This window comes from Streptomyces sp. NPDC037301 (assembly GCF_055602785.1).
In genome coordinates, this window is record NZ_JBVJWD010000007.1 from 125,439 (window position 1) to 150,557 (window position 25,119).

Here is a 25,119-nt window from a genome sequence, read left to right on the forward strand (position 1 = left end):
CGCCGTGGCGCTGCCCCGTCACCAGTTCCGCGGCGCGCAGTTCGGCAGCGCGCCGGGAGGCGGGATCGACCGGAACCGGCTCGGGGCCGGCCACAAAGACCATGCCGGCCTGGGCGACCACGGACGGGAGCGACAGCTCGGGCAGCAACTGCGGAACCCGGTGACGACGGCTCACGAGCAGGCGAACCTGGCGGCGCAGGTGTCGCGCCAGGCCGGTGGGTTCATCCGGTAGCCGGCGGGCGGAACCGATCAGCAGCGACCAGGAGAGGTCGGTCAGGCGCAAGCACGTGCCGCCCCGGCCGCCCCACTCTGCGGCTGTCGGAGGCATGACGCCAAGAGTCCGATACGCCTGCAGAACAGCAGCGGTCGCCGGGTGCCGGACGAGACCGCTTCCGTCCGCCGCGCCGGTTGCTTCCCACAGCTCCGCGAGCTCGCGCAGAGCCGTGGCCACGGCGAGACGTTGCGGACGATCCGGGTGTACGAACCAGCCCGACACGGCCAGTACCCAGGCGACGGCCGCACCCGACGCGGCCAGGGCGGTGTGGGGAAGGATGTCGGCAGGAACCGGCGAACCGTTGGCCGCCACGCCGTCCCGTGGATGGGCCCACGCGGCGAGAGCAGAACCGCAGCCCACACACGCTGTCATGGCTGCCGCGACCAGCGCGAGGACGCGGGCACGACGCGCGTAGGGCAGGCTGCGGCCGAATGTGGTGGTGAAGGAGCCCAGCATGGCGTAGACAGCCTGATCGGCCCGCCCGGCCAATGCCATCGGCAGCGCCGGCAGCGCCACGGCCAGCGCGGCACGCAGAGCGAAGGACAGGGCACCGTCCACGCTCTGCAGGGCGAGCGCGCCACGCGGGGAGAGCGCGCGCCCCGCACGGGCTGCCGAACGCCGCCGACCGCTCCCGATCACAGCTGGGAGCGGAATACGCAAACGGGGCAAATGCGGTGTATATCACCTGCTTCTACTGCCCGGCGGGTTATTGATCACTGAATCCGCTGGTGCGCCGGGGGTGCTGCGCCGGTGGCACGCCGGTGCTCAGCAGGCGCCGGCCCACTCCCCGTCACCGTCCGAGAAGATCTGGCGCTTCCAGATCGGCACCTCGAGTCTCAGGTCCTCGACCGGGCGGCTGCATGCGGCGAAGGCCGCTGAGCGGTGCGGGCAGCAGACGGCCGCGATCCTCGTACCTCGCGGCGGATCTCGCGCCGGGTTCCGACGCGGCAAGCCGAGGGCACCGTTCCCCACCGCCGCGGACTGGTCGTTGCCGGATCTCAACGCTTGAGGTTGACCATCTTCTTGGGATCGACAATGCGGTCGAAGTCGTCTGCGGTGATGTAGCCGGTTGCGAGGGCGGCTTCGCGCAGTGTGGTCCCCTCGTCGTCCGCCTTGTGTGCGATCTGGCTGGCCTTGTCGTAGCCGATGACCGGCGAGAGCCCGGTGACGAGCATCAGGGAGCGGGAGAGGTAGTCGTCGATCTGCGGGCGATTCACTTCGGTGCCTTCGATGCAGTAGGTGCGCAGCTTCTCTCCGGCGTCTGCGAGAATGCGGGCGGAGTGCAGGAAGTTGTTGATGATGACGGGCCGCATGGCGTTGAGTTCGAAGTTGCCCTGGGTGCCGGCGAACGCGACGGCGCTGTCCTCGGCCAGGACCTGGATGCAGACCATGACCATCGCCTCGCACTGGGTCGGGTTGACCTTGCCCGGCATGATGGAGCTGCCGGGCTCATTGGCAGGCAGGGAGAGTTCACCGACGCCGCAGCGAGGGCCGGAGGCGAGCCAGCGGATATCGTTGGCGATCTTCATCAGCGGCACGGCCAGAGCCCTCAGTCCGGCCGAGGCCGCCACCATGGCATCCAGACTTCCTTGGGCGGCAAAGGAGTTGGAGGCCGAGCGGAACGGATAGCCGGTCAGCTGTGCTATCTCCTGTGCCACCTGGGCGCCGAAACCCTCGGGGGCGTTGAGACCGGTGCCGACCGCGGTCCCCCCGACGGCCAGCTCGTACAGGCCCGGCAGGGTGGCCTCGATGCGATCGATGGCGTCGGAGATCTGGGCGGCGTAACCGGACCACTCCTGGCCTACGGACAGCGGGACGGCGTCCTCCAGGTGAGTGCGCCCGATCTTGACGATGTCCCACCACGTTTGGGACTTGGCCTCCACGGCATGTTGAAGGTCCCTCGCCTTCGGGAGCAGGTGCTCGTGGACCTGGCGGACCGCGGCGATGTGCATCGCGGTGGGGAAGGTGTCGTTGGAAGACTGGCCCATGTTGACATGGTCGTTGGGGTGGACCGGTGTCTTGGAGCCGAGTGTGCCGCCGGCCAGCTGGACAGCCCGATTGCTGATGACCTCGTTGACGTTCATGTTGCTCTGCGTGCCGGACCCGGTCTGCCACACGTACAGCGGGAAGTGGTCGTCCAGGGCGCCGGAAATCACCTCGTCGGCGACGTGGGCGATCAGATCGGCCTTCCAGCCGGGCAGGCGGCCCTCGCGCCCGTTGACGAGCGCGGCGGCCTTCTTGACGTAGCCGTAGGAGTGGTAGACGGCCTTGGGCATGCGGTCGTCCCCGATGGAGAAGTGGATCAGGGACCGCTGCGTCTGGGCACCCCAGTACCGATCGGCAGGCACCTCGATGGCTCCCATCGAGTCCGTTTCGCGGCGCGTGCCAGTGGCGTCGATGCCGATCGGGACGTCCCGCACCTTCGGTGGCTGCTCAACGGCGGCGCGCTGGTACCCGGAGGTCATTGCGACGCCTCCTTCTCGGACGGCGGTCCATAGACCGGCTGCCACATGGCGTCCTGCACGGCCTGGACCAGGTCGGCCGGCTGACGGGTGGCGACCTTGTCCTGGACGGCCGCCCGGACCACCGCCACCGCTACCGTCGCCGAGGAAGCCCGCAGGTTCGCCACCGGTGGCAGCAGCGGCGCGCCGGGGGCCCTGGCGTCGACCTGCCCGGCCACCGCCTCCGCGGCAGCGAGCAGCATCCCTGCGGTGAGCCGTGCAGCCCCGGCGACGACGGTGCCCAGGCCCAGACCGGGGTAGAGCAACGCGTTGTTGGCCTGCCCGATGACATGGCGCACTCCACCGTATTCGACCGGGTCGACCGGGATGCCCGTCGCTGTCAGGACCTTGCCGTCGGTCCAGGCCAACAGGTCGGCCGGCATCGCCTCGATCTTCTCCGTGGGGTTGGACAGCGGGAAGACGACCGGCCGGTCGACGTGCTCGGCCATCGCGGTGACGACCTCCTTGTCGAAGGCGCCGGGCGACGTCGAGGTGCCGATCAGCATGGTCGGATGGACGTGCCGGACGGTTGCCGGCAGGTCGGTCTTCCCGTCCGCCCACCCCTGCACCTCCAAGGCGGGCCGGGCGTAGGGCGCCTGATAGTCGCGCAGGTCCGGCATCCCCTCGACCAACAGCCCCTGCTTGTCGACCAGCCACACCCGACGGGTGGCCTCCTTTGGGTCCAGTCCGTCACGGACCATCGCATCACGCAACTGGTCGGCGATGCCCACCCCGGCCGTGCCGGCGCCGAACACCACGACACGCTGGTCGCGGAAAGGCTCGCCAGTGATCTTCAGGGCCGACACCGCGGCGGCCAGGGTGATCGCCCCGGTGCCCTGCATGTCGTCGTTGAACATGCGATAGCGCTCCCCGTACGTTTCGAGGATGCGGCGGGCATTGCCCGGCCCGAAGTCCTCGAAATGCAGCAGCGCGTTCGGATACAGCTCTGAGACCGTCTCCAAGTAGGTCTTGATGAACGCGTCGTACTCTTCCCCGCGTACCCGGCTGTGGCGCACGCCCAGATAGAGGGGATCGTTCAACAGGTTCTCGTTGTCAGTGCCGACATCCATGACCACCGGCAGACAGCGGGCGGGCTGCAGGCCGGCCGCAGCGGTGTAAACGGCCAGCTTGCCGACCGAGATCTGGATGCCTTGCACCCCCCAGTCGCCGATGCCCAGAATCTCCTCGGCGTCGGTGACCACCACCAGGTCGACCTCGTCCCGGTGCAGTTGAAGTGCCTCGAACGAGCAGCGCACATCCTGCGGCCGGTCGATGGACAAGAACACCCCGCGCGAGCGCCGGTACTCGTGGCTGTACCGCTTGATCGCCTCGCCCACGGTCGGGTCGTAGACGATCGGCAGCAACTCCGCGAGGTGATCTTGCAGCAGGCGGTAATACAGCACCTCGTTGCGGTCGTGCAACTGCTCGAGGTTGATGAATTTCGCCAGCGCGGTCGGCTCCTGCTGCAACTGCTCGTAAGCGCGTACTGCCTGCTGGTCGAGGGTGAACACGGCCTCGGGGAGCCGGCCCACCAGTCCGAGGCGCTTGCGTGCCTCGGCCGTGAAAGCGCTACCGCGATTGGCCAGCGGCTCCAACAGGACGGGAGGCACATACATAGGCATGAGAACTCCTCCATGGGCATGGTTCCACCGGTTCCGAGCCCGTCCCCCCATTTTCGCCCCACTCCCCCAAGCGTCGCTACCGCAGAAGGCTGCACTGTCCCCGCCCCGTCAGCCTCGCGCTTTCACGCGACCACCGGAATCGGAGGCCTTCGCGGAGCAGTGAGGATGTCAGCGGACGAGCCGGACCACGGGACGCAGTCGTGACGTGAGGTCGGCCAGCAACTGTTCGGCCTGTGGCAGTACGTGGGGTCCGAGGGAGGCGGTGCCGACGGCGACTGCCACTCCGGTCCATGCCAGTGGGCCCAGCGGTGTGCATCCGAAGAAGTGGCTGACGACGGGTGTCTGGACCAGGGCGATGAGCACGGCGGCGGTACCGAGGACTGTGGTCAGGACCAACGGGCTGTGGCGGCGTCCGACGACGGTCTGCGTCAGCTGGGCGCCGACCACACCGCACAGGGCCATGGTGCTGGTGCGTCGCACTGTGCCGGGAGTGAGGGTGCCGATGAGCCATGCGATGGCCGCACCGATTCCGGTGATCAGGCCACGATGGCGGATCTGGCGTGTCAGCGGTTGCCCCAGGACGGCGAGGCCCACAGGTACGGTGTCGTCTGCGGTGGACTCACCGACGGCTTCAGGGTCGTGGGGGGTAACCGCGACCGCCATCGCCGGGAACATGTCGGTGAGCAGGTTGACCAGCAGCAGCTGACGTGTCGACAGCGGCGACGTGCCGGACAGCAGTGTGCCCAGTACGGAGAAGCCGACCTCGCCGGCGTTCCCACCGAGCAGGATGCTGATCGCGTCGGCCACGCTGCGCCAAAGGGCTCGGCCTTCGCCGATGGCGTCGATGAGAACCGACAGTTCGTCGTTGGTGATCACGAGGTCTGCGGCGTTGCGTGCGGCTGCCGATCCGCGCGCGGCGATACCGACCCCGACATCGGCAGCGCGGATTGCGGCGGCGTCGTTGGCGCCGTCGCCGACCATTCCCACGACGCAGCCCGCCTCCCGGAGTGCCTCGACGACCTGGAGCTTCTGCTCGGGTGCGACGCGGGCCACGACGCCGCAGTCCCGGAGCCGGCGGGCCCGTCCCGCCCGGTCCAGTAAAGCCAACTCGTTACCGGTGACGACCGTGACATCCGGGGGCCAGCCCAGGGCGACTGCCACGGAGCGGGCGGTCTGTGGATGGTCGCCGGTGAGCATGACGGGTCGTACGCCGGCCTCTTCGAGACCGGCCACGAGCGGTGCGGAGCTGGCGCGGGGGGTGTCGGCCAGTGCCACGAACCCGATGAGCTCGAGCAGTTCGAGGGGCTTGTCCAGTGCCTCCCTCGCCTCGTCGTCCGTCGCGAGACGGCGCTGGGCGACGGCCAGGAGCCGCAGGCCCTGGCCGGCGAGGGAGTGTGCCTCTTCGACGACTGCCGGATCCGTATCCGGGCAGCAGGGCAGCACGACTTCCGGCGCGCCCTTGACGACCAGCATGTTCGCGCCGTCCGCGTCTCTTCCGGCGGCGGCGGCGTATCCCCGGCTCGCCTCGAAGGGCTGGGCCTGTACGGTGGTCCACCCTGCCTCGGGCGGCGCTACTGCCAGGACCGCCTCGTCGGTGGCATGGGCGTGGACGCCCGGCTGCTCGGCAACACGGGGGCAGGCCCGGGCGGCAATGCGCAGGATGTGTACCACCTCGACAGCGTCGGCCGGGTGCTCAACACCTGTGCCATCGATCAGGCGGACGACCCGCAACCGGTTCTCGGTGAGGGTCCCGGTCTTGTCGAAGCAGAAGGTGTCAACGCGTCCGAGCGCTTCCAGGCTGCGTGGCGTGCGCACCAGGACGCCGAGCTTGCTCAGCCGCCGTGCCGCGGCCATCTGTGCGACGGTCGCCACCAGAGGCATGCCCTCGGGTACGGCGGCCACTGCGACTGCCAATCCGCCCCGGAGGGCTGTGCGCAGCGGGCGGCCGCGCAACAGGGACAGGCCGGCCACCGCGGCGCCGCCGGCGAGGGTGAGGGGCAGTACCCGGCGGGTCAGCCGGTGCAGTCGTGCCTGAACCCCCGCCGAGGTGGGGACCCGGGCGGCGAGGGAGGCCGCGCGGCCGGCTTCGGTCTGGTCACCCGTGCCCACCACCACTGCCCGGGCGTGGCCGGCCACCACCGTGGTGCCTTCGAACACCATGCAGCTGCGGTCGGCGACGGACGCCTGCGGTACAGCGGCCACTTGCTTGCGGGTGGGCAGTGACTCGCCCGTCAGCGAGGACTCGTCCACCTCGAAGCCACTGACTTCCAACAGCCGTGCGTCGGCCGGCACCACATCGTTGGTGCGCAACTCGATCACCTCGCCCGGCTTCAGCCGCACGGCCTCGACGACGGATGCCTCCCCTGCTGACGGGTGAGCGAGTCGCCGGGCGGTTCGCCGCTGCCCGGTCACCAGTGCGGACAGCGCCTGCTCCGCGCGCAATCGCTGTACCCCGCCGACCAAGGCGTTCACCGCCACGGCGGCGATGACCAGGAATGCGTCCACCGCGGACCCCAGCAGTGCCTGCGCCGTGGCACCGACCACCAGGACCGGGGTGAACGGGTCGTCCAGTTCGGCCCACACGGCGCCGGCCAGGCGTGCGCTCACCCGTACAGGCGCGAAGGCCGGGTGCGTGGCAGCGGTGCCCGCGATGTGGCCGGCCCGGGTCCGTACCACCGTCAGGGCGGTGGGCGCGGCGCGTGACGCCTTCGCCAGCCGGACCATGACCTGCTCGGGCTGCAGGGCGTGCCAGGGCACCCGCGGCCTGGGGTGGGGGGTCGTACCGGCAGCTACACCGAGTGCGGCGCACCAGCCCATGACCAGGGCCGCGGCAGTGGCGATCGTGACGGGGCTGAGCCGGACTTCGAGGGGAAAGGGAACCCGCTGCGACCGAGCCCCCTGGGTGAGTACCAGGAGCTCGGAGAGCGTGGCGCCCGCCTCGGCGCAGAACTTGGCACGCCGGCTGACCGCCCGCGCTGCAGGTACGGCGGACAGCAGCCGCCACACGCCCTCCAGTCCGCGCAGGGGCAGAAGGTCGGCGCCCCAGACGATGGCGCTGCGCTCGTCGGTGACTGCGACGGCGATGTCACTGCGGAGCAGTCCGTCGAGTACGTCGTGGGCGGCGGCAGTCAACTCCCGTTCGGCTGCCGCCCGGTCGTGCGGGACGCGCGCCACCGTAAGGACCGTTCGGCCCACGTTCTGCAGGGCAGCCACCACCTCGGCCAACGGGATCTCGGCAGAGACGAGTTGGTCGGCCAGGGTCCCGAACTCGCCGAGCGAGTAGTCGTCCACCACCACGACGTGCAGACCGGCTCGGCGCGCTGCGTTCAGCGCGGCTTCGGCCATGGGGTCGACCTCCCAGCCGACCAGGACGGTGCCGACGTCCGTTCCTCGAACCGACGCGATCAACAGTCCCGCGTCCGGCGCCGTCTCATCGGGCACCGGGCGAAGGCCGATGCATGACTCGGACGACATTGCCGCGTCCTCGGGCGCACTCAGGGCCGCAGTGGCTTCCTGCCACAACCGGTGGTGATCCCAGTCGGTCGCACTGGGGTGGACCTCGAGCACAGTGCGCCGAGTGCTGCGTAGTGCTTCGGGATGCAGGACCACGGTGTCCACGAGCTCCAGTTGGCGCAGCCGCTCGGGGTCGCGGACCAGCACGTCCTCGCGTGCCAGGGCACTGCCGAGAGCCGCGGTGAAGGCCGCCGGGCCGTAACGTGCGGCCTTGGGCGAACCGGCGAGTACGGTCTCGGCCGCCTCATCGAGGCTGCGGGTGAACAGGAGCGTGGTGGCGGCGCCGCCCAGCATCCCGTTGACCGCGGCGGCGGCATATTCCTCGCCCGGGCACGGACGCAGCGGCGGACGTACGACGTCGGTGTTGGCTACGGTCAGCCGGTCCGGGGCGCACAGCGTGTCGTGTACGGCGTCGAACGTCGCGAGCTGAGCCAGCGATTCCACCAACTGGGCGGTCCGCAGTGCCGCGTCGAGGAGCAGCGGACTCGGCGACTGCCCGATCCCGCAGACGGCCGCATGGGCCGCGGCCAGCACCAGATCGGCTGCGTCCGGGCCCAGCGCACGGCTCAGCACCACGCGTACCCGCGAGTCCTCACGCATCATGACGACCGCGGCCACCAGGGCTTCCGGCGCGCGCTTCACAAAGGCTGCCCGTGCGGCGAATGCGACGCCGATGCCCGCCGCGTCGCACGCCAGGGCGACAGCGTTGGCACGCACGCCCCCGGCGGCGCCCGGGTGCACGTGTTCCAGCGTCTGATCGCCGACGTGCACCAGCCCGTGTTCGGCGGCCAGTTCGGACACCTGGTCCACCACTCGCTCGCTGACCGCGTCGTCGGTGGTCTGCACGACCAGCCGCCCCAGGCCGCCGTCCCAGTAGGCGATCAGCACGTCAGGGTGCTCGGCCAGCTCGACGGCCACCTTTTTGGCTGTGGCCTCGAGTCGTTCCACGGTTCGAACGGGCGCGTCCGGGTGGTGCTCCAGTGCAAGGTGCATCCGGGTTCCGGAGCGCCAGTAACCGACCTGAGGAGTCATCGCGTTGCGGGCGACCCTGCCGACCCGCAGCGCGGTCGCCGACACCGCCGCCGCCCCGTCCACCGCGCCGCGTGCACCGGCGTTCACCAGCTCAGCGGCCAACCGCGCCGCATCTGCGGTCGGTGTGGCGATCCTGCGGGTGGCCTCGACCGGCACGGCCAAGGCGCTCTGGAGGGCCACGGCGGGCAGCCCGGTCAGGAAGCGGAGCAGCATGTCTCACCTTCGCGGGCTTGCCGCACGCGGCCGGGGCGGAACGGTCGTAACAGGCGCCGGCACGGAACGGTCGTAACAGCGGATGGGAGGCGACCTCAGGGCTTCTTCCGCCCACGTGCCTTGGCGCGCGAGGTGCCCGTGGCGCTCGTGGCTGCGCGCTTGGACGCGCGGGCCTTCGCCGGCCCGGAGCCAGTCGACGCCTTGCCCGGGCGGGTCTTCGCCGTCCCGGAGGCGGTCGATGACTTGGCCGGACGCTTCTTTGCCGTTTTCGAGGTGGTCGATGCTTTGGCCGAGCGGGCCTTCGCCGGCCTCGCGGTGGTCTGCGCCTTGGCCGACCTGGCGGCGGGGGCCGCCGTGACATCCGTCGGACGCGGCTGCGTGAGCCACACCACCGCGGCGCCCGCCATGGCCACGGGCCACTCGACCACACCGGCTACGCCGAGCAGTCCGGCACCGGTGTACGCCGCGACACGCCGTGCATGCGGCGAGACGATCCCGACGGAGTCCAGCACACCGTCGACGATCCCCTTGACCCGATCCGCCCCGGGGACCCTCTCCACTGCTGCCGTCACCCTCTGCACGGGGTGCGCCAGCGTCTCCTGAACGGGATGCTGCACCTTTGTGTCCCCTGAGTCAGACGCATGGGAACTGTCAGTCATGGTCGCTCTCTCTCCGTGGGGCAGGGGTGGCGGGCGGCACGTGGCCGTGACGCCTCTCACGTTTCAGCAACCTTGACAAAATCTCGCAAATCCGGCAAGCCTGGACATATCTACTTACCGCCAAGTGAGGTAACAGGCGGTGTCCCCAACGCCAAGGGCCTTCCCGGCTGCGGCAATTCCGAGAAGACCAGCTGTCCGGTCCCGACAGCGGGTCGCTGCGGATCGCTGACCGACACCCGCGTGTGTCCTGGCCGCGAGGAGATGAGGGCATGAGTTCCCGTCCCAGCCCAGAGCCGGCTTCCCGAACGTTCGCCCACCGACGCCGGCACCGTCTGACCGCGGCCCCTGCGCTCGTCGACCGACCCGCCACACACTGCTCCCTGCCCGACCGGCCGGGCCGGCGTCAGGCCCCCTACCTCCACTGGAGGTCGTTTCATGCGCATCGAACCGACCTGGCCGCGCGAAGGCGGGAACGCCTCGGCCTCGGCCGGCTGCCACACCCATAGGTACTGGCCCGAAAATTCGGCGAACCGGCGCGATCCGCGGAGCACTTATCCGGCCTCCCGCAGAAACCGGGCCGGCTGCTGACGGGCCCACCCCGGCCGTATCGCGTTGGCCGCCGCGGTCGAGTGTGTCCGCCGACGACCGGACACGAGCAGAGGCATCGCCGTCACGCGGCCCGTCGGCCGGAGGGCCTCACCGGTCGTGTCGGTCGTGTCGGTCGGCAGGTCATGCCTGAGGCGACAGACCGTCTGGCTGGCGGAGCCTCGGCGGATACGTGGAGACCGCCGCCGGATTCGTCCTGCCGACGCCTCCGCCGGACCTGCTCGTCGTGCACTTTCCGCCGGAGCGCGCCATAGGCAGGGGAGACACCGACCGGCTGCGCGGCGTACTCGATCGCCACCTGCCCCGCCACGGCGGCCGTCCGCCCCGGCACCGAGGTTCGGTAGGATCCGCAGGTCTTCGTTCCGGGGAGGGATCATGGCCGAGGGCCGTAGCGCCGAAGGCACCGACAAAAGCGCGGAAACGTCTGGCGATGTCGTGGACGAGCAGACCGCGGTCCAGCTGGTGTACCGGCCCCAGTCTGCCGACACACTGGTCGGCCTGCGGGTCCGCGAGCGGATCAAGCGGACCGGGCTACTGCTGCGAGGCGTGTTCCTCGTACTGTGGGTAGGACACTGGCTGGTCTCCGCCGTGGGCCGCGGGAGTATCGACGTGGTCTCGACGGTTCTGTTCTTGTTCGTCGTCCTGATGGTGTGGGGGTACCCGCGGCTACAGGCCGCCCACGTGCAACGGATCATCGGATGGCAGGGCGAGTACCGCGCCACCGTGTCTCCGGCCGGGATCACCTGCCGCAGCGACCACAGCACGTTGGTCCAGAAGTGGTCCGTCTTCCAGGGCTACCGGGAGACGGCCGGTCACTTCGTCCTGCTCAGCCGGGACCCCAACATCATGTCCCTCGATGTCCTGCCCAAGCGGGGCGTGCATGAGGCCGAGGGCCTCGACCGGCTGCGGGCCATCCTGGACCAGCACACCACTCGCGTGTGACGAACTTGAAAGGCACCCAGCGCCGGCCGGTTGATCCGGCTGCATCCGCTGCCGCATGGCTTTCGACCGCGCCGGGAGGTGTGAAATTTCCCTGTTGGGCCGGGACCTGGCAGGACCAGCCGTTGCACACCAGCAGTTTCCCCTTCTGGCTCAGTCTCAGCAGCGACGCCGCCCCTTGTGACCGCAGAGCTCACGGACCGCCTTCGTTCCACGTCTGCCGCCACCGGTGCAGCGAACGGACGCTCACCCGCAGGCCCTTGGCGATCACCGCACTCGCCTCGCCCTGGGCGAACCGCTCCGCCGCCTGGAGCCGTAACCACTCGCGAAACTGCTGGCGCTCGGCGGTCGACCCGCCCTTTTGTGAACACCGCATGCCCCTGGTGATCCCGCAGCGAACGACTAGCCGTCAGCCCATACGGCACCGCGAGTTCAACCTCGGTAACGCTCCATCGCGCGCCCCTGCCTTTTGTTGGGTCAGAACCAGCCGCCGTCGGCCTGGATGGTCCTGCCGGTGATGAAAGAGGCATCGTCCGACACCAGGAACGAGACGACCGCGGCGATTTCGGAGGGCTGGGCCATCCGTCCGAGCGAACTGGCGGTGCGAATGAGGGTGTGGAATTCAGTGTCGACGTCGGGATGGACGTAGTGGGAAGCCGCGTGAGCGGACATGTCAGTGACGGTTCCCCCGGGCGCGATGGCGTTGATGGTGATGCCGCGCCGGCCGAGTTCGGCACTGAGGTTGAGCGCGATGCATTCGACGGCGGCCTTACTCGACGCATAAAGGGCGTGGTAGAAAACCGCCTTGTGGGCACTCTGCGATGACGTCAGTACGATCCTCCCTCCTTCGCTCATATGCCGTACCGCGTTCTGTACGGCGAAGAACTGGGCTCGCGTGTTGATGGCGAAGACGCGGTCGAAGTCGGCGGGGGTGACGTCGTCCAGCTTGCCGAAGTGCTCAATTCCAGCGTTGCTGGCGAGAATGTCGAGCCCACCAAGAGCTTCGGCGGCCTGATCGGCCAGCCGACGGATCTCGTCCGGATCGCTGACGTCCGCCTTGATCGCGACCACTCGGCGGCCGTCGGCGGTGATCTCGGCGGCGAGCGCTTCGGCCGCGTCACCGCTGCTCCGGTAGTTGATCGCCACGTCGGCTCCGTCAGAGGCGAGCCTGCGGGCCACAGCCGCACCGATCCCTCGTGCGCCACCGGTGACCAGGGCTTTCCTGCCAGTCAGCTTTCCGCTCATCGGTCTTCTCCCGTCCACGGCAATCCGGCGGTCACACAGAATGCGCATAACGCGGCGTATGCGTCCCGGAACTCACGACAGCAGAAGAAATCTTCACCGCACACACAGTGGAGGACTGCCGTGATCGTCCTGCCCGGTGGGCGCGTACTCGTTCACCGCCGGGCCACAAGCACCAGAATCGCCCCGGCCCGGGCACTGGCGCCACTCGGAGCAAAGTCCGGTCCCGAGTGGCGCGCCCGCGTCCGGAACCAGCTCGCCCCGGGCGTGCCAATTGGGCGCTTTGCCGGCTGAGTCCAAAGGCGAGCGTCCATCCTGCGAGTACACCCCTGCGGGGTGAGAGGTCACTGCACCCCATGCGGCCGGAACTGGATGCTGATGCGTCCTCCCGCGGCCCGCGCGGTCTTGGGGATGGCGTGCTCCCAGGCCCGCTGGCAGGAACCGCCCATCACGATCAGGTCGCCGTGTCCGAGCGGCCGCCGGACGACGTCGCCGCCGCGGCGCGGGCGCAGCAGCAGGGGGTCCGGTCAGCACTGCGCACCCAAGTGGCGCGAGTCCGAGGATCCAATATATTACGTTTTGCGAAACAGTCGTGTAACTGGCCGCATTCCAGACGCCGGTCGGGCTGCCACATGCGGTCGCGCGCCGTTCGAGCCGGGGCCGGTTCACGGAATCCGATCGCGGCAGCGCCGTACGGTTTGCCACCCGGCTCCTTGCCTGAGGGGAACCATGACTGACGAGACATCCGCGAACCTGGAGGACGGGTGGAGCGGCGAAGGGTGCCCGGCGAGTGCGTTTGCCCGGCGGTCGTTTCTGCACGGCGCCGCCGCGGGCATGGCCGGAGCGGCGGGCGGGACAGCCCTTGGCAGCGGTGAGGCGCTCGCCGACACGACGGTCGAGATCAAGACGCAGCCGAAATCCCGCGCGATTCTCTTTCACGGCTTTCACCAGGCAGGGATCGCGACTGCGCCCCAACAGGACGCGATTTTCGTCTCGTTCGACGTGACCGCTTCCGAACGCGCGGAGCTCACCGACCTGTTCCGCACGCTGACCGCGCGGGCCCGCTTCCTCACGGCGGGCGGCAGGCCACCAAAGGTGCCCCCGACCGCAACGCCATCGGACAACGGCATCATGGGACCCACGTTCGTGGCGGATGGTCTCACCCTCACAGTCGGAGTGGGCGCGTCCCTCTTCGACGACCGCTACGGATTGGGCACGCGCAAGCCGGTCCAGCTCGTCACGATGACGCCCTTCCGCCACGACGACCTGGACCCCGCGCTGAGCCAGGGCGACCTGCTGATCCAGATCTGCGCCGATCACCGCGACACGACGGTGCACGCGCTGCTCGACATCCTGACCCACACCAAGTCCGCGATGAAGCTGCGCTGGCGCATTGACGGCCAGCGTAATCCGGAGCGTCCCGTCGGTGTCCGGCGTGACTGGTTCGGCTTCAAGGACGGCATCTCCAACCCGACCGTCACCGACGACGCCCAGATGAATCAGGTGGTCTGGGTCCAGCCGAAGGGCGCCGAACCGGCCTGGGCCGCGGGCGGCACGTACCACGTGGTGCGTATCGTGCACTTCTTCATCGAGGCGTGGCAGAAGGTGCCCGTTGCTCAACAAGAACGGATCTTCGGCCGCCGCAAGGCGAGTGGCGCCCCCATGTACGCCGTGGATGAGAACGCCACGGATCTCCTCGACCCCATCTACACCAACGACCCGCAAGGCCTGATCACCCCGCTGAATTCTCACATCCGCCTCGCCAATCCCCAGACCCCGCAGACCGCGGCGACCAGCACCATCCTGCGTCGCAGTTACGACTACGACCGGAGCCCCAACCCACCGGAACTCGACATGGGGCATGCATTCGTCTGCTTCCAGCAAGAGCTGAACACCTACGTCGCCATGCAGACCCGGCTGGAAGACGAAACACTGGTGCCGTTCATCAGCCCACGGGGTGGCGGTTACTTCTTCGCACTTCCCGGAGTTCGGGACGAGAAGGACTACTACGCCCGCGGGCTCCTGACCTGATCCTTCTCCGCCCCGGCCGGCGTCGGCGAGACGCCGCCCCGCCCGGCCCCGGACCGAACCATCGCAAAGCGCACAGGAGGCGAGATGTTCTCTGCTCTGCGGACCCGAGTCGGCAACGGCCGCCGGCGCCCCGGCAGGACGCTCCGGCCGGCACTCGCGGCGGGCATCGGGATCCTGTTGATCTCCTGCACGCCCGCCACCTCGGTCCGCAAGGACTCCGCCGTGCCGGTCGCGCCCGTCCACGCCGGTGCCGGTGGCCGCGTGTATGTCACGAACCAGCAGGACGACACGCTCTCGGTGATCGACGCCAGTACCTACAAGGTCATCGCGACCGTGCCGGCCGGCGAGGCGCCCGAAGGCGTCGCGGTCGCCAAGGACGGCAAGCACGTGTACATCGCCAACAGCGGCTCGGCCCGGGTCTCGGTCCTCGATACCCGGAACAACAAGATCGTCGCAACCGTGCCGGTCGGAAAGAGCCCCACCGGTGTCGGCCTCAGCCCCGATGGCGGCTCCCTCTACGTCACCAACGGCATTTCGAACACCGTCTCGTTGATCGACACCCGCACCAACCGGGTGGCCTTGACCATCCCGGTCGGCAAGTCTCCGGTGAACGTGGCGTTCAGCCCTGATGGTGGTTCGGCCTACGTGGCGAATTCCGGGTCCGGCAGCCTGTCGGTCATCAACACCCGCACGCGCCGGGTCGACCGGAACCTCCCCGCAGGGCGCTCCCCGGTGGGCGTCGCCATCACGCCGGACGGCAAGTCGGCCTATGTCGCCGACGAGGTGGCAGCGCACGTCCTGGCCGTCGGAACCCGTACCGGCAAGGTGACCACCGTGTCCGTCGGCGAGGGCCCCTTCGACGTGGCCGTCGGGCCCGACGGCCGCTTCGCCTACTCCGCCGACCTCGGCCCGGGCAACGTATCCGTGATCGACACCGGCAGCCACCGTGTCTCTTCGACCATTGCCCTGGGCCCGCCCGGCACCGACCCGTTCAACCTGGAGGTCACCAAGGAGGCGATCTACGTCACGAACCAGGGAGCGGGCACCCTCAAGGTCATCGACCCGAATTCCCACAAGGTCGTCGCGACGGTCACCCTCGGCGCCGGCCCCTACGGTGTGGCGGTGAGCTGAGCCCGCGACGTACCGCCGGACCGTGCGTGTCCGCATCGAAGACGCCGGCGCGCAGCCATCTGTCAGCCAGAAGGGACCACTGGATCGTGACCACCTCGATCATCGTCGGAGGAAGCAGCGGACTGGGCCGCGCTGTAGCCCAGCGATTCGCCGACCGCGGCGACACGGTCGTCGTCACCAGCCGCACCACGGCTCACGCCGACACCGTGGCCGGCGAAATCGGCGGCACCACCCGCGGCCTGGCCGTCGACCTGTCGCAGCCGGAGACGATCGCCGCCGCGCTCGGCGAAGTGCGCGAGGTCGACAACCTGGTGATCACCGCCATCAAGCAAGGCAGCAACTCTCTCGCGGACTTCGATATCGCCGCAGCCATCGAGAGCGTGACCACCAAACTGGTGGGCTACACCGAGACCGTACGAGCCCTGCGTGACCGTTTCACCCCCGGCGCGTCGGTCGTGCTCTTCGGCGGCCTGGCCAAGGAACGCCCCTACCCCGGTTCCACCATGGTGACCGCCTTCAACGGCGGCATCACCGGTCTGGTGAAAACCCTGGCCGTGGAAATCGCACCCCACCGCATCAACGCAATCCACCCGGGCGTGGTGGGAGACAGCCCGAAGTGGCGCGACGCACCCGAACACCCCCACCTGGCGCGTACCCCCATCGGACGCCTCGTGACGACCGCGGAGGTCGTCGATGCCACCGAATTCGTCCTCCGCAACACCGGCGTCAACGCCCTCGACCTGTTCGTCGACGGCGGACTGCGCGTGACCTGACGCATCGGGGTACCCGCACAGACCGTGCCGGCGCCGCAAGTCCGGCCGCTCAACGACAACACCCACCGCGCCCCGGCGCATCCGGCGCCGACCGGTCGCCGGCTCTGTCGGATGTCGTCGCCGCAAGCGCGGGGTCGTGGCGGACAGCACTGCTGAGTCGGGATGGACCGGGCGAACTACGCGGAGCATGTCGGCGATCACGCCATGTCCGGGATGCTCGTTCTTCGACTGATTACCCAGGACCTGCGACGCCGCTTCATCAGTCTTCCAGACGGCGGAAACCAGCGGCTGTGGTGATACCCGGCCGAAAAGACCTTGACGCGCTCGCCACGTCGTGGCCTTCCGGCGAGGTACCGCCATCGTGTGGACCCCGGTACGGGCGCCTCACCGGTTGTCCCACCGCACTGCTGGGACGCCAGGGTGATCGACCCAGGAGGAAGGCCTCGGCCGGAGCAGCGGCCGTGGAGCTGCTCTCCGTGCTGACGAAGCCTCCCATCGGATCTTCACCCGCCGTTTCCGCATCTTTGCGGGAATGATGGAGCCATGGCGAACCCGACGATCCTGACTGTCGACGACGACCCGGCGGTCTCCCGGGCGGTCGCCCGCGACATCCGGCGCCAGTACGGCGACCGCTACCGCGTGGTGCGCGCCCTCTCCGGCCGCGATGCCCTGGACGCACTGCGCGAGATCAAGCTGCGTGGCGATCAGCTCGCGCTCATACTGGCCGACTACCGCATGCCGCACATGAACGGCATCGAGTTCCTCGAGGCGGCCATGGATCTCTTCCCGCTCGCCCGTCGTGTGCTGCTGACCGCCTACGCCGACACGGAAGCGGCGATCGATGCCATCAACGTCGTGGACCTCGACCACTATCTCGTCAAACCCTGGAGCCCGCCGGAACAGCACCTCTACCCGGTGATCGACACACTGCTGGACCTGTGGCACGCCACGCCTGATCCAGGGATCACGGAGACCCGCGTGGTCGGGCACCGCTGGTCCGCACCGTCCTTCGCTGTCCGTGACTTCCTCACCCGCAACCTCGTGCCCTACCGGTGGCTTCTGTCCGACGAGCCGGAAGGGCAACGTCTGCTGGCCGCCGCAGGGGTGTCGGCGGCCAATGTACCGCTGGTCATCACCCCGGAAGGCGAGCCCCTGGTCTCCCCCACCGAGCAGGAACTCGCTGCACAGGTAGGACTGAGCACGGTTCCTGCCTCGGATTTCTACGACCTGGTGGTGGTGGGTGGCGGGCCGGCCGGTCTGGGAGCTGCCGTCTACGGGGCTTCGGAGGGTTTGCGTACGGTCCTGGTGGAACAGCAGGCGACCGGCGGGCAGGCCGGGCAGAGCAGCCGCATCGAGAACTACCTCGGTTTTCCCGACGGTGTCTCCGGTTCCCAGCTGACCGAACGTGCTCGCCGCCAGGCGCTGAAGTTCGGGGCGGAGATTCTGAGTGCGCAACGAGCCGTAGCGCTGGAGGCTGCAGGATCGGGCCGGGTGCTGCACCTGGGGCCGGAGGGCTCCATTGCCGCCCACACCGTGGTCCTGGCCACCGGAGTGGCCTACCGGCGGCTGGCCGCCACCGGGCTGCAGGAATTCACGGGTGCGGGCGTCTTCTACGGGTCCGCCGTCACCGAGGCCCCCAGCTGCTCCGGGGAGGATGTGTACATCGTCGGCGGAGCCAACTCCGCGGGACAGGCAGCGGTCTATTTCTCGCGCTACGCGCGGCGCGTCCACATACTCATCCGTCAAGGTGATCTGACCCGTTCGATGTCCAGCTATCTCATCGACCAGATCAACGGCATCGACAACATCGAGATCCACGCGTGGACCGAAGTCCTCGGCGGTGAAGGCGAGGGACACCTGCAGCGGCTGACCCTTCGCGAGAGCCGGTCCGGCGTCGTGCGCACCGTTGCTGCGTCCTGGCTGTTCATCTTCATCGGGGCCGAGCCGCACACCCAGTGGCTGGAGGGAGTGGTCTCCCGTGATGAACGCGGATTCGTGCTGACCGGCCCGGACTTGGTGGCCGGAGGGCAGCGTCCGGCGGGCTGGCGACTGCCGAGAGATCCGTACCACCTGGAGTCGAGCGTGCCTGGTGTCTTTGCCGCCGGAGATGTGCGTTCCTCCTCGGTCAAACGAGTCGCGTCGGCCGTCGGCGAGGGAGCCATGGCCGTCTCCTTGGTGCATCGCTATCTGGAGGCACAGTGACCACGTCAGTACATCTGTCACCGGAGCAGTTGCGGACGCTGTTCCTCTTCGAGAAGCTCAGCGACGAGCAGCTCAATTGGCTGGCGGAGCGCGGCCGTGCTGAGCAGCGGCCGGCCGGAAGTGTGGTGTACGGGGAAGGCGAACCGGCCACGTGCTTCTTCGTCCTGCTCAGCGGTGCCATCGCGCTCAGCCGTGTGCTGCACGGCGACGATGTGGAGGTCAACCGCACCGATCAACGCGGTGTGTACAGCGGGGCGACCCGTGCGTACCTCGGGGACCGCGTCGAGCAGCGGTATCCCCACACGGTGCGGGCTGTCACCGATGCTGAGTTCTTCGTGCTGCCCGCCGAAGACTTCGCCCACGCGGTACGCACGTGGTTCCCGATGGCGCTGCACCTGCTGGAGGGACTCTTCTTCGGTACGCGGACGGCCAACGCGATCGTCAGTGAGCGGGAGCGGCTGCTGGCCCTGGCCTCGCTGTCGGCAGGCCTGACCCACGAGCTGAACAATCCGGCGGCAGCCGCTGTGCGGGCCACTGCGGCTCTGCGGGAGCGAGTGGCCGGCATGCGCCACAAGCTCGCCTTGATCGCTGACGGCCGGCTGGACGGCACCGAACTGCACCGTCTCGTAGAGCTGCAGGACGATGCGGTGCGACAGGCCGCAACGGCTTCCGGTCTACCCGCGCTGGCTGCTGCCGATGCCGAGGATGCCGTCGGCGACTGGCTCGATGAGCACGGGGTGACAGAAGCATGGGACCTGGCGCCGACACTGGTCGCCGCGGACATCGGCGTGCCGTGGCTGACCTCGGCCGCCGACACCATCGGTGAGGACAACCTCGGCCCCACGGTGCGCTGGCTGGCGTACACCATCGATGCGGAACTTCTGATGGGCGAGATCGAAGATGCCGTGACCCGCGTCTCCGGGCTGGTCGGCGCCGCCAAGCAGTACGCGCAGCTGGACCGGGCGCCGCAGCAGACCGTGGATGTGCACACATTGCTCGACGCCACGCTGACGATGCTGCAGGCGAAGATCCCCTCCGGTGTCCAGGTGGTCAAGGAGTACGCCCCTGGGCTGCCGCCGATTCCGGCTTTCGGAGCCGAGCTCAACCAGGTATGGACCAACCTGATCGTCAACGCCGTCGATGCCATGCCTGACGGGGGCACGCTGACGATTCGGACGTGGCGGGAGGACGCGCGGCTGCTCGTGGAGGTGGCCGACACGGGCACAGGCATTCCGGCTGAGATCAGACCGCGGATCTTCGAGCCGTTCTTCACCACCAAGCCGGTCGGTGAGGGCACTGGGCTGGGGCTGGATATCTCCTACCGCATCGTCGTCAACAAGCATCATGGGGACATCCGGGTCTCTTCGCAGCCCGGCGACACCCGCTTCCAGGTGTGTCTGCCGATCGACCTCCAGCCCGAGGACTCCTAAGGACTGACGTGGCATCCAACAGTGGGGGCAGCTCTGGGCTCGGCCCTGCGTTGTCCGCGACGCGATGTCGTGGCGGCACGGAGGACTGCGGAGGCTGACGCCACTGACCATCCACTACGACGATGGCCGGCATGGCCCGCCGTCGCCCCGCACGCCCCAACTCCCCCGCATGCGGCCCGCCGCGATTCACTGCATCGGTTCCGCCGACTGGTGCTCGACCACAGCAGCGGCGACTGAGCAGGCGCCGAGGCCACAGCCGGCCCACCAGCCGCACATCAAGGTGCCGAGACAGGTTTCCGAACGACGCACGGGGGCGGCGTCCCGGAGTCGCAGACTCGGTAGACATCGGATACATCACCTGTCGACGGCGAGAGCGTCCCCGGCGAATCACACGTGGAGAAGGCACTCCTGTCGGCGTCGGCTGGGCCCGGGACCGGGGCCGGTGGCTGCGCCCAGGCGGAGTCCGCCGATCCGGCGCAGGACGGCGACCCGGTCGACGGCACGGTCACCGCGCTCTGGCAGGAGGTGCTCGGCACCGGGAGCGCCCGGCCGGAGGACAACTTCCTGAACGCGGGCGGACATTCCATCAAGGCCGTGCGTCTCACGCGATGTGGCGCTCTTCCTCGTCGGGACGACACTCATCGGTGCGGGCCTGCCGTTCGTGGCCGTGGTGCTGGGTGCGGCGGTGCACCTGTACGCACCGGCCCGGATGCAGGGTCGCGTCAACACCGCGAAGGACGGAGCGCAGACCCTGTCGCTCACGGCGGGCGCGGCGCTGATCGGGGTGCTGGACTACCGGGTCATGTACCTGGTGATGACAGTGACCACGGTGGCGTGCGCGGTCAGTCTGCTGGTCCGCTCGATTCCCGCTCCGCAGGTGGTGCCGTCGGTGGCGGACGCCCCGTCCGACGAGGGGCCTGCACGGGGCGCGGCCCCCGCGCGTGAGCAGGACAGCGCCGCACCTGCGGGCGAACCGCGGGTGGGTTGAGCCCCGCAGCCCGGGCCCGCAGAACGCGTGCTCCGCCGCTCCCCTACTCCACCGTGATCGCCTGCACCGGGCAGACGCGGGCGGCTTCCTTGACCATCGGGTCGTCCACGTCCTCCTCGTGACCCGGCAGCAGTTCGCTGAAGCCGTCGTCGTCCTGGGTGAAGACCTTCGGCGCGGTCAGCGCGCACTGGCCGGCACCGATGCACACATCCCTGTCGATACTGATCCGCATCACCACTGCATCCTTTCCAGGAGGGGTCCGGTCACCACGCCACGGGCAGTTCGAGCATGCCCTGGATCGTGTCGCCGGGCTTGAACGGGATCTCGTCGACGGGTGCCGCCAGCCTCAGCTCCGGCAGCCGGTCGAAGAGGGTGCGCAGTGCGATCTCCAGCTCGGCCCGCGCGAGATTCTGGCCGAGGCACTGATGGACCCCGAAGCCGAAGGCGACATGGTGGCGAGACTCCCGGCCGAGGTCCAGTTCGTCCGGCGCCGGGTACGCGGCTTCGTCCCGGTTGATCACCGAAGTGGACAGTACGACACCCTCACCTGCCCGGATGGTCACCCCACCCACCTCGATGTCCTCCGTCGCCACCCGTGAGATGCCGTCGGCAATGGACAGGAATCGCAGCAACTCCTCGACCGCGGCGGGCATCAGATCCTCGGACGTGCGCAACCGGTCCAGCTGGTCCGGATACTGAAGAAGAGTGAACGTACCCAGCGAGATCATGTTCGCGGTCGTCTCGTGGCCCGCTACCAGCAGGATCTCGGCCAGCTGGACCAGTTCGTCGCGGCTGATGGCCCCGGTGTCGAGCTGCTGGGTGATCAGCTCGTCGAGCAATCCCTCGCCCCGGTCGGACCGCTTGCGTTCGATCAGCGACCGGAAGTACTCGTCGAGCGCCGCCCGCGCGGCCTCGATATCCGCAGCCCCGGGACCGCGCAGCAACCTGCGCGACTGGGACTCGAAGAAGTCGTGGTCGGCGTACGGAACGCCGAGAAGCGCACAGATCACCATTGAGGGAACGGGCAGCGCGAAGGCGGTCACCAGATCGATGGGCGGGCCCTGCTCGATCATGGTGTCCAGCAACCGGTCCACGGTCTCCTGGATCTTCGGCCGCAGTGCGGCGGTCCGCTTCACGGAGAAGCTCGGGATCAGCATCCGGCGCTGCGCGTTGTGCTCGGGGTCGTCGACGCCGAGCAGTTCGATACGCCGTCTGGTGCTCCGGGCCACCCGCTCGGTGAACACCGGGAACGCGGGGTTCTCCCGGTCGGCCGACAGTCGCCGGTCGACCAGCAGCGCACGCGCCTCGGCATGCCCGGTCACCAGCCACACCCGGCGGCCGTCGAAGAGTCTGGCGGGAGACAGCGGCTTTTGCCCGTCGTTCTGTGGCCGGTACTCCGCCGGCGGGTGGTACGGGCAGGTGCGGTCCTGCGGGAAGGAGACGGTCTGGGTGTCTGCCATGGCGGGCCTCGCAATGAGGACGTAGGGGTTCCTACCGGTCTCCCCCACTAGATGCCTCAGTCACCTAACTAGTCTACGCAATGTTCGGCCAACTCGCCGGGCGTGCGGCCCCTCGGAAGCGTAACGCCGCGACCTGCGTCCCGCCCCGCGAGCCACCGGCGGACACGGCCGCGCGGAAACCGGGGCAGCGAGGGTGCCGCGTACCACGACACCGACAGGGGCGACCGGGTATCCGGGCATGGCGGCCACAGGCTCCGGCCGAGATTTGCCGCCCCACGGCACCGGTGCGCGCCGCGCGCATGCTCAGGAGCATGCGTCATCGGATGCCCATTCGTACAGGGCCACTTCCCGAAGGAGAGCCACGAGGCGGCAGGGAGGGTGACAGAAAGATCCGAACAATGGTCCACTTCTTTCATGGCCTACCGCAAAACCCCCGCAGTGCAGGACCGACTCGCCGCCGCGAAGGACCGCCTCATCCAGTGCGCCACGTCCGTCGTCGCCGACGTGGGCTGGGCGAACGCCTCCGTCACCGCAGTCGCCGCCGCTGCCGGAATGTCGGTCGGGTCCGTCTACCAGCACTTCCCCTCGAAGGGTGCCCTGGCCGTGGAAGTCTTCCGGCGCGCCTCGGCACGCGAGGTCGAGGCGCTCGGAGAAGTGTTCCGGGACGGCAGCGGCGACGCGGCGCAGCGACTCGCGAGCGGAGTCCGTGTCTTCGCCCGCCGCGCCCTGCAACACCCCGGACTGGCCTACGCCCTGCTCGCGGCCCCGGCCGAGCCCGCGCTGGGTGAGGCCCGTTCGGAATTCCGTCGCCGCTATCGCGCGGTGTTCACCGATGTGGTTCGCGAAGGCGTCGCCGCCGGATTGTTCCCCCAGCAGGACCCGGAGGTCACGGCCGCCGCGCTGACCGGCGCGATCGGAGAGGTGTTGGTGGACCCGTTGTCCGCTCCCACCGGCGACGCGGCCGATCATCTGGTCGCCGAGCTGATGGCGATGTCACTGCGCTGCGCCGGCGCCCCCTCGGCCACCACCGGCTGACGGCGCCCTCTCCGACCGGCAGCGGATGGCGGATCAGGGCGGGCGCGGACGCCACGCGCTTCGTAGATTGGCGAGAACACCGCGAGCACCGGAAGGCCGGCACGGGACCCGTGACACCGCAGATCGATTACAGGGGGTTGTTCGCAGCCACGCCCAGTCCGTACCTGGTGCTGGACCCCGACCTGTTGATCGTCGACGTCAACGAGGCCTATCTGCGGGCGGCCGGCCGGAGCAGGCAGGACCTGATCGGGCAGTACCTCTTCGAAGCCTTTCCGGACAATCCGGCGGACCCCGACGCGGACGGTGTGCAGAATCTGGGTGCCTCGCTGCGCCGGGTCCTCGGCTCGAAAGAGCCGGACACGATGGCAGTGCAGAAGTACGACATTCCCGTCGCGGGCCAGGTGGGGGTGTTCGAGGAACGGTGGTGGTCCCCGATCAACACCCCCGTGCTCGGACCGGATGGAGAGGTGGCCTGGATCATCCATCGGGTGGAGGACGTGACCGCGTTCGTCCTGTCCCATGCCGGCCGCCCGGAGGCGGGCGGTGAGGCGCTCGGCGAGCGAGAGGCGATGGCGGCCGAACTGTACGCCCGGGCGCAGCAACTGCAGCGGCTGAACGAGAAACTGCACCAGTCCCACGCCAGGGAACGCCAGGTGGCCGTGACCTTGCAGGAGGCGATGCTTCTCTCGCCGGACCTGGGCCGGCACCGGGACGTCGCGGTGCGCTATCTGCCCGCCACCGGGACGCTGAACGTGTGCGGTGACTGGTACGACGTGGTCGACCTGCCCGCAGACGGCTTCACCGTCGCGGTCGGTGACGTCGTAGGCCACGGCCTGGGGGCCGCCGCCGTCATGGGCATGCTCCGCAGCGCCCTGAGCGCCGCCGTCAGAGCCGTCGACGGGCCGGACAAAGCCCTCGAAGTCCTGGACCTGTACGCCCGGTCCGTAGAGGGAGCGCTGGCCACGACCGCCGTCCAGACGGTCATCGACCCCGTCGGCTGCCGGATCGCCTACAGCAGCGCAGGTCACCCGCCTCCGGTCCTGGTGCACTCCGACGGCAACTGGGACCTGCTGGACCGGGCCACAGACCCGCCCCTGGCCGCCCACCCCGACCATGTCCCCCGCCCCCGGGCCGCCGTGTCCTACGCCCGAGGCGACACCCTGGTTCTCTACACCGATGGGCTCATCGAACGCCGCGGCGAGGACATCGACGCCGGTCTGGGCCGGCTCACCGATGCCCTGTCCCGTTACCGGCGTCTGGGCCCGGATCGCCTCGCCGACGCCCTGCTGGCCGTCCTCGGCGTCAGCGGCGGCGCCCGTGACGACATCGCCTTGGTCGTCGTCCGCCTGTGAGTCCGCGCCTCCCGCCGGCTCGGCCCGCCATGATCCCTGCCCCGTGCCCGCGGCGCCGCCGGTCGGGCAGAACGACTGGGACGCGAAGCGGGCCGTACGGTGCCGTCGGCGCGGCC

General features: G+C 69.2%; 16 protein-coding genes and 3 pseudogenes. 10 read left to right on the top strand and 9 right to left on the bottom strand.

The features are described 5' to 3' along the window. Positions 1-1,272: 1,272 nt before the first annotated feature. The 4 genes from fumC to ACZ7IB_RS14395 form a co-directional block, all read right to left on the bottom strand. On the bottom strand, positions 1,273-2,739 hold the full coding sequence (gene fumC, locus ACZ7IB_RS14380) for a class II fumarate hydratase (RefSeq protein ID WP_470912741.1): 1,467 nt from the start codon (positions 2,737-2,739) through the stop codon (positions 1,273-1,275). Then, positions 2,736-4,397, bottom strand: a complete 1,662-nt coding sequence (locus tag ACZ7IB_RS14385; RefSeq protein WP_470912743.1) for an NAD-dependent malic enzyme — start codon at positions 4,395-4,397, stop codon at positions 2,736-2,738. The genes fumC and ACZ7IB_RS14385 overlap by 4 nt, the downstream gene beginning before the upstream one ends. Positions 4,398-4,565: 168 nt before the next feature. Further along, positions 4,566-9,155 carry an HAD-IC family P-type ATPase gene (locus tag ACZ7IB_RS14390; RefSeq protein WP_470912746.1) on the bottom strand — a complete coding sequence of 1,530 codons (4,590 nt, stop codon included), beginning with the start codon at positions 9,153-9,155 and terminating at the stop codon, positions 4,566-4,568. Positions 9,156-9,250: 95 nt separating this feature from the next. After that, positions 9,251-9,772, bottom strand: a complete 522-nt coding sequence (locus ACZ7IB_RS14395; protein WP_470912748.1) for a hypothetical protein — start codon at positions 9,770-9,772, stop codon at positions 9,251-9,253. Positions 9,773-10,795: 1,023 nt separating this feature from the next. Between ACZ7IB_RS14395 and ACZ7IB_RS14400 the strand changes: the two genes are divergently transcribed. After that, a complete protein-coding gene (locus ACZ7IB_RS14400) occupies positions 10,796-11,362 on the top strand; it encodes a YcxB family protein (RefSeq protein WP_470912751.1) in 567 nt (188 codons plus the stop codon). Between the two features lie 193 nt (positions 11,363-11,555). Here the strand turns inward: ACZ7IB_RS14400 and ACZ7IB_RS14405 are convergent. From ACZ7IB_RS14405 to ACZ7IB_RS14415, 3 genes and pseudogenes are all read right to left on the bottom strand, one after another. Continuing rightward, positions 11,556-11,735 (bottom strand): annotated as a pseudogene (locus ACZ7IB_RS14405) (helix-turn-helix domain-containing protein); the annotation flags it as partial. A 101-nt stretch (positions 11,736-11,836) separates the two neighbouring features. Further along, positions 11,837-12,604: an SDR family NAD(P)-dependent oxidoreductase gene (locus tag ACZ7IB_RS14410; RefSeq protein WP_470912755.1), complete on the bottom strand. Its 768-nt coding sequence runs from the start codon at positions 12,602-12,604 to the stop codon at positions 11,837-11,839. Between the two features lie 341 nt (positions 12,605-12,945). Continuing rightward, a pseudogene (locus ACZ7IB_RS14415) lies at positions 12,946-13,128 on the bottom strand (alpha-ketoglutarate-dependent dioxygenase AlkB); the annotation flags it as partial. A gap of 202 nt (positions 13,129-13,330) precedes the next feature. Here ACZ7IB_RS14415 and ACZ7IB_RS14420 point away from each other — a divergent pair. The 7 genes and pseudogenes from ACZ7IB_RS14420 (at position 13,331) to ACZ7IB_RS14450 (ending at position 21,156) form a co-directional block, all read left to right on the top strand. Next, on the top strand, positions 13,331-14,632 hold the full coding sequence (locus tag ACZ7IB_RS14420; RefSeq protein ID WP_470912757.1) for a Dyp-type peroxidase: 1,302 nt from the start codon (positions 13,331-13,333) through the stop codon (positions 14,630-14,632). 84 nt (positions 14,633-14,716) lie between these two features. Then, positions 14,717-15,763 carry a YVTN family beta-propeller repeat protein gene (locus ACZ7IB_RS14425; RefSeq protein WP_470912761.1) on the top strand — a complete coding sequence of 349 codons (1,047 nt, stop codon included), beginning with the start codon at positions 14,717-14,719 and terminating at the stop codon, positions 15,761-15,763. Positions 15,764-15,849: 86 nt separating this feature from the next. Then, on the top strand, positions 15,850-16,536 hold the full coding sequence (locus ACZ7IB_RS14430) for an SDR family oxidoreductase (protein ID WP_470912764.1): 687 nt from the start codon (positions 15,850-15,852) through the stop codon (positions 16,534-16,536). A gap of 543 nt (positions 16,537-17,079) precedes the next feature. Beyond that, a complete protein-coding gene (locus ACZ7IB_RS14435) occupies positions 17,080-18,738 on the top strand; it encodes an NAD(P)/FAD-dependent oxidoreductase (protein ID WP_470912768.1) in 1,659 nt (552 codons plus the stop codon). Next, positions 18,735-20,168, top strand: coding sequence for an ATP-binding protein (locus ACZ7IB_RS14440; RefSeq protein ID WP_470912770.1), 1,434 nt, complete (start codon positions 18,735-18,737; stop codon positions 20,166-20,168). Before ACZ7IB_RS14435 ends, ACZ7IB_RS14440 begins: the two co-directional genes overlap by 4 nt. Positions 20,169-20,561: 393 nt before the next feature. Continuing rightward, a pseudogene (locus tag ACZ7IB_RS14445) lies at positions 20,562-20,765 on the top strand (phosphopantetheine-binding protein); the annotation flags it as partial. A 13-nt stretch (positions 20,766-20,778) separates the two neighbouring features. Beyond that, positions 20,779-21,156, top strand: coding sequence for a hypothetical protein (locus ACZ7IB_RS14450; RefSeq protein ID WP_470912934.1), 378 nt, complete (start codon positions 20,779-20,781; stop codon positions 21,154-21,156). A 43-nt stretch (positions 21,157-21,199) separates the two neighbouring features. Here ACZ7IB_RS14450 and ACZ7IB_RS14455 read toward each other — a convergent pair whose 3' ends face one another. Both ACZ7IB_RS14455 and ACZ7IB_RS14460 read right to left on the bottom strand, forming a co-directional pair. After that, positions 21,200-21,388 carry a ferredoxin gene (locus ACZ7IB_RS14455; RefSeq protein WP_093897037.1) on the bottom strand — a complete coding sequence of 63 codons (189 nt, stop codon included), beginning with the start codon at positions 21,386-21,388 and terminating at the stop codon, positions 21,200-21,202. Positions 21,389-21,419: 31 nt separating this feature from the next. Further along, positions 21,420-22,616: a cytochrome P450 gene (locus tag ACZ7IB_RS14460; RefSeq protein ID WP_470912772.1), complete on the bottom strand. Its 1,197-nt coding sequence runs from the start codon at positions 22,614-22,616 to the stop codon at positions 21,420-21,422. 414 nt (positions 22,617-23,030) lie between these two features. Here ACZ7IB_RS14460 and ACZ7IB_RS14465 point away from each other — a divergent pair, with 414 nt between their 5' ends. Next, positions 23,031-23,651 carry a TetR/AcrR family transcriptional regulator gene (locus ACZ7IB_RS14465; protein WP_470912776.1) on the top strand — a complete coding sequence of 207 codons (621 nt, stop codon included), beginning with the start codon at positions 23,031-23,033 and terminating at the stop codon, positions 23,649-23,651. A gap of 110 nt (positions 23,652-23,761) precedes the next feature. After that, a complete protein-coding gene (locus ACZ7IB_RS14470) occupies positions 23,762-25,003 on the top strand; it encodes a SpoIIE family protein phosphatase (RefSeq protein ID WP_470912779.1) in 1,242 nt (413 codons plus the stop codon). Positions 25,004-25,119: the final 116 nt, after the last annotated feature.

Excerpts from the sequence above, each read along its gene's own strand:
- ACZ7IB_RS14435 (WP_470912768.1), top strand. The coding sequence starts at position 17,080 with ATGGCGAACCCGACGATCCTGACTGTCGACGACGACCCGGCGGTCTCC.
- ACZ7IB_RS14390 (WP_470912746.1), bottom strand. The coding sequence starts at position 9,155 with ATGCTGCTCCGCTTCCTGACCGGGCTGCCCGCCGTGGCCCTCCAGAGC.
- ACZ7IB_RS14455 (WP_093897037.1), bottom strand. The coding sequence starts at position 21,388 with ATGCGGATCAGTATCGACAGGGATGTGTGCATCGGTGCCGGCCAGTGC.
- ACZ7IB_RS14460 (WP_470912772.1), bottom strand. The coding sequence starts at position 22,616 with ATGGCAGACACCCAGACCGTCTCCTTCCCGCAGGACCGCACCTGCCCG.
- ACZ7IB_RS14385 (WP_470912743.1), bottom strand. The coding sequence starts at position 4,397 with ATGCCTATGTATGTGCCTCCCGTCCTGTTGGAGCCGCTGGCCAATCGC.
- ACZ7IB_RS14420 (WP_470912757.1), top strand. The coding sequence starts at position 13,331 with ATGACTGACGAGACATCCGCGAACCTGGAGGACGGGTGGAGCGGCGAA.
- fumC (WP_470912741.1), bottom strand. The coding sequence starts at position 2,739 with ATGACCTCCGGGTACCAGCGCGCCGCCGTTGAGCAGCCACCGAAGGTG.
- ACZ7IB_RS14410 (WP_470912755.1), bottom strand. The coding sequence starts at position 12,604 with ATGAGCGGAAAGCTGACTGGCAGGAAAGCCCTGGTCACCGGTGGCGCA.
- ACZ7IB_RS14465 (WP_470912776.1), top strand. The coding sequence starts at position 23,031 with ATGGCCTACCGCAAAACCCCCGCAGTGCAGGACCGACTCGCCGCCGCG.
- ACZ7IB_RS14425 (WP_470912761.1), top strand. The coding sequence starts at position 14,717 with ATGTTCTCTGCTCTGCGGACCCGAGTCGGCAACGGCCGCCGGCGCCCC.
- ACZ7IB_RS14400 (WP_470912751.1), top strand. The coding sequence starts at position 10,796 with ATGGCCGAGGGCCGTAGCGCCGAAGGCACCGACAAAAGCGCGGAAACG.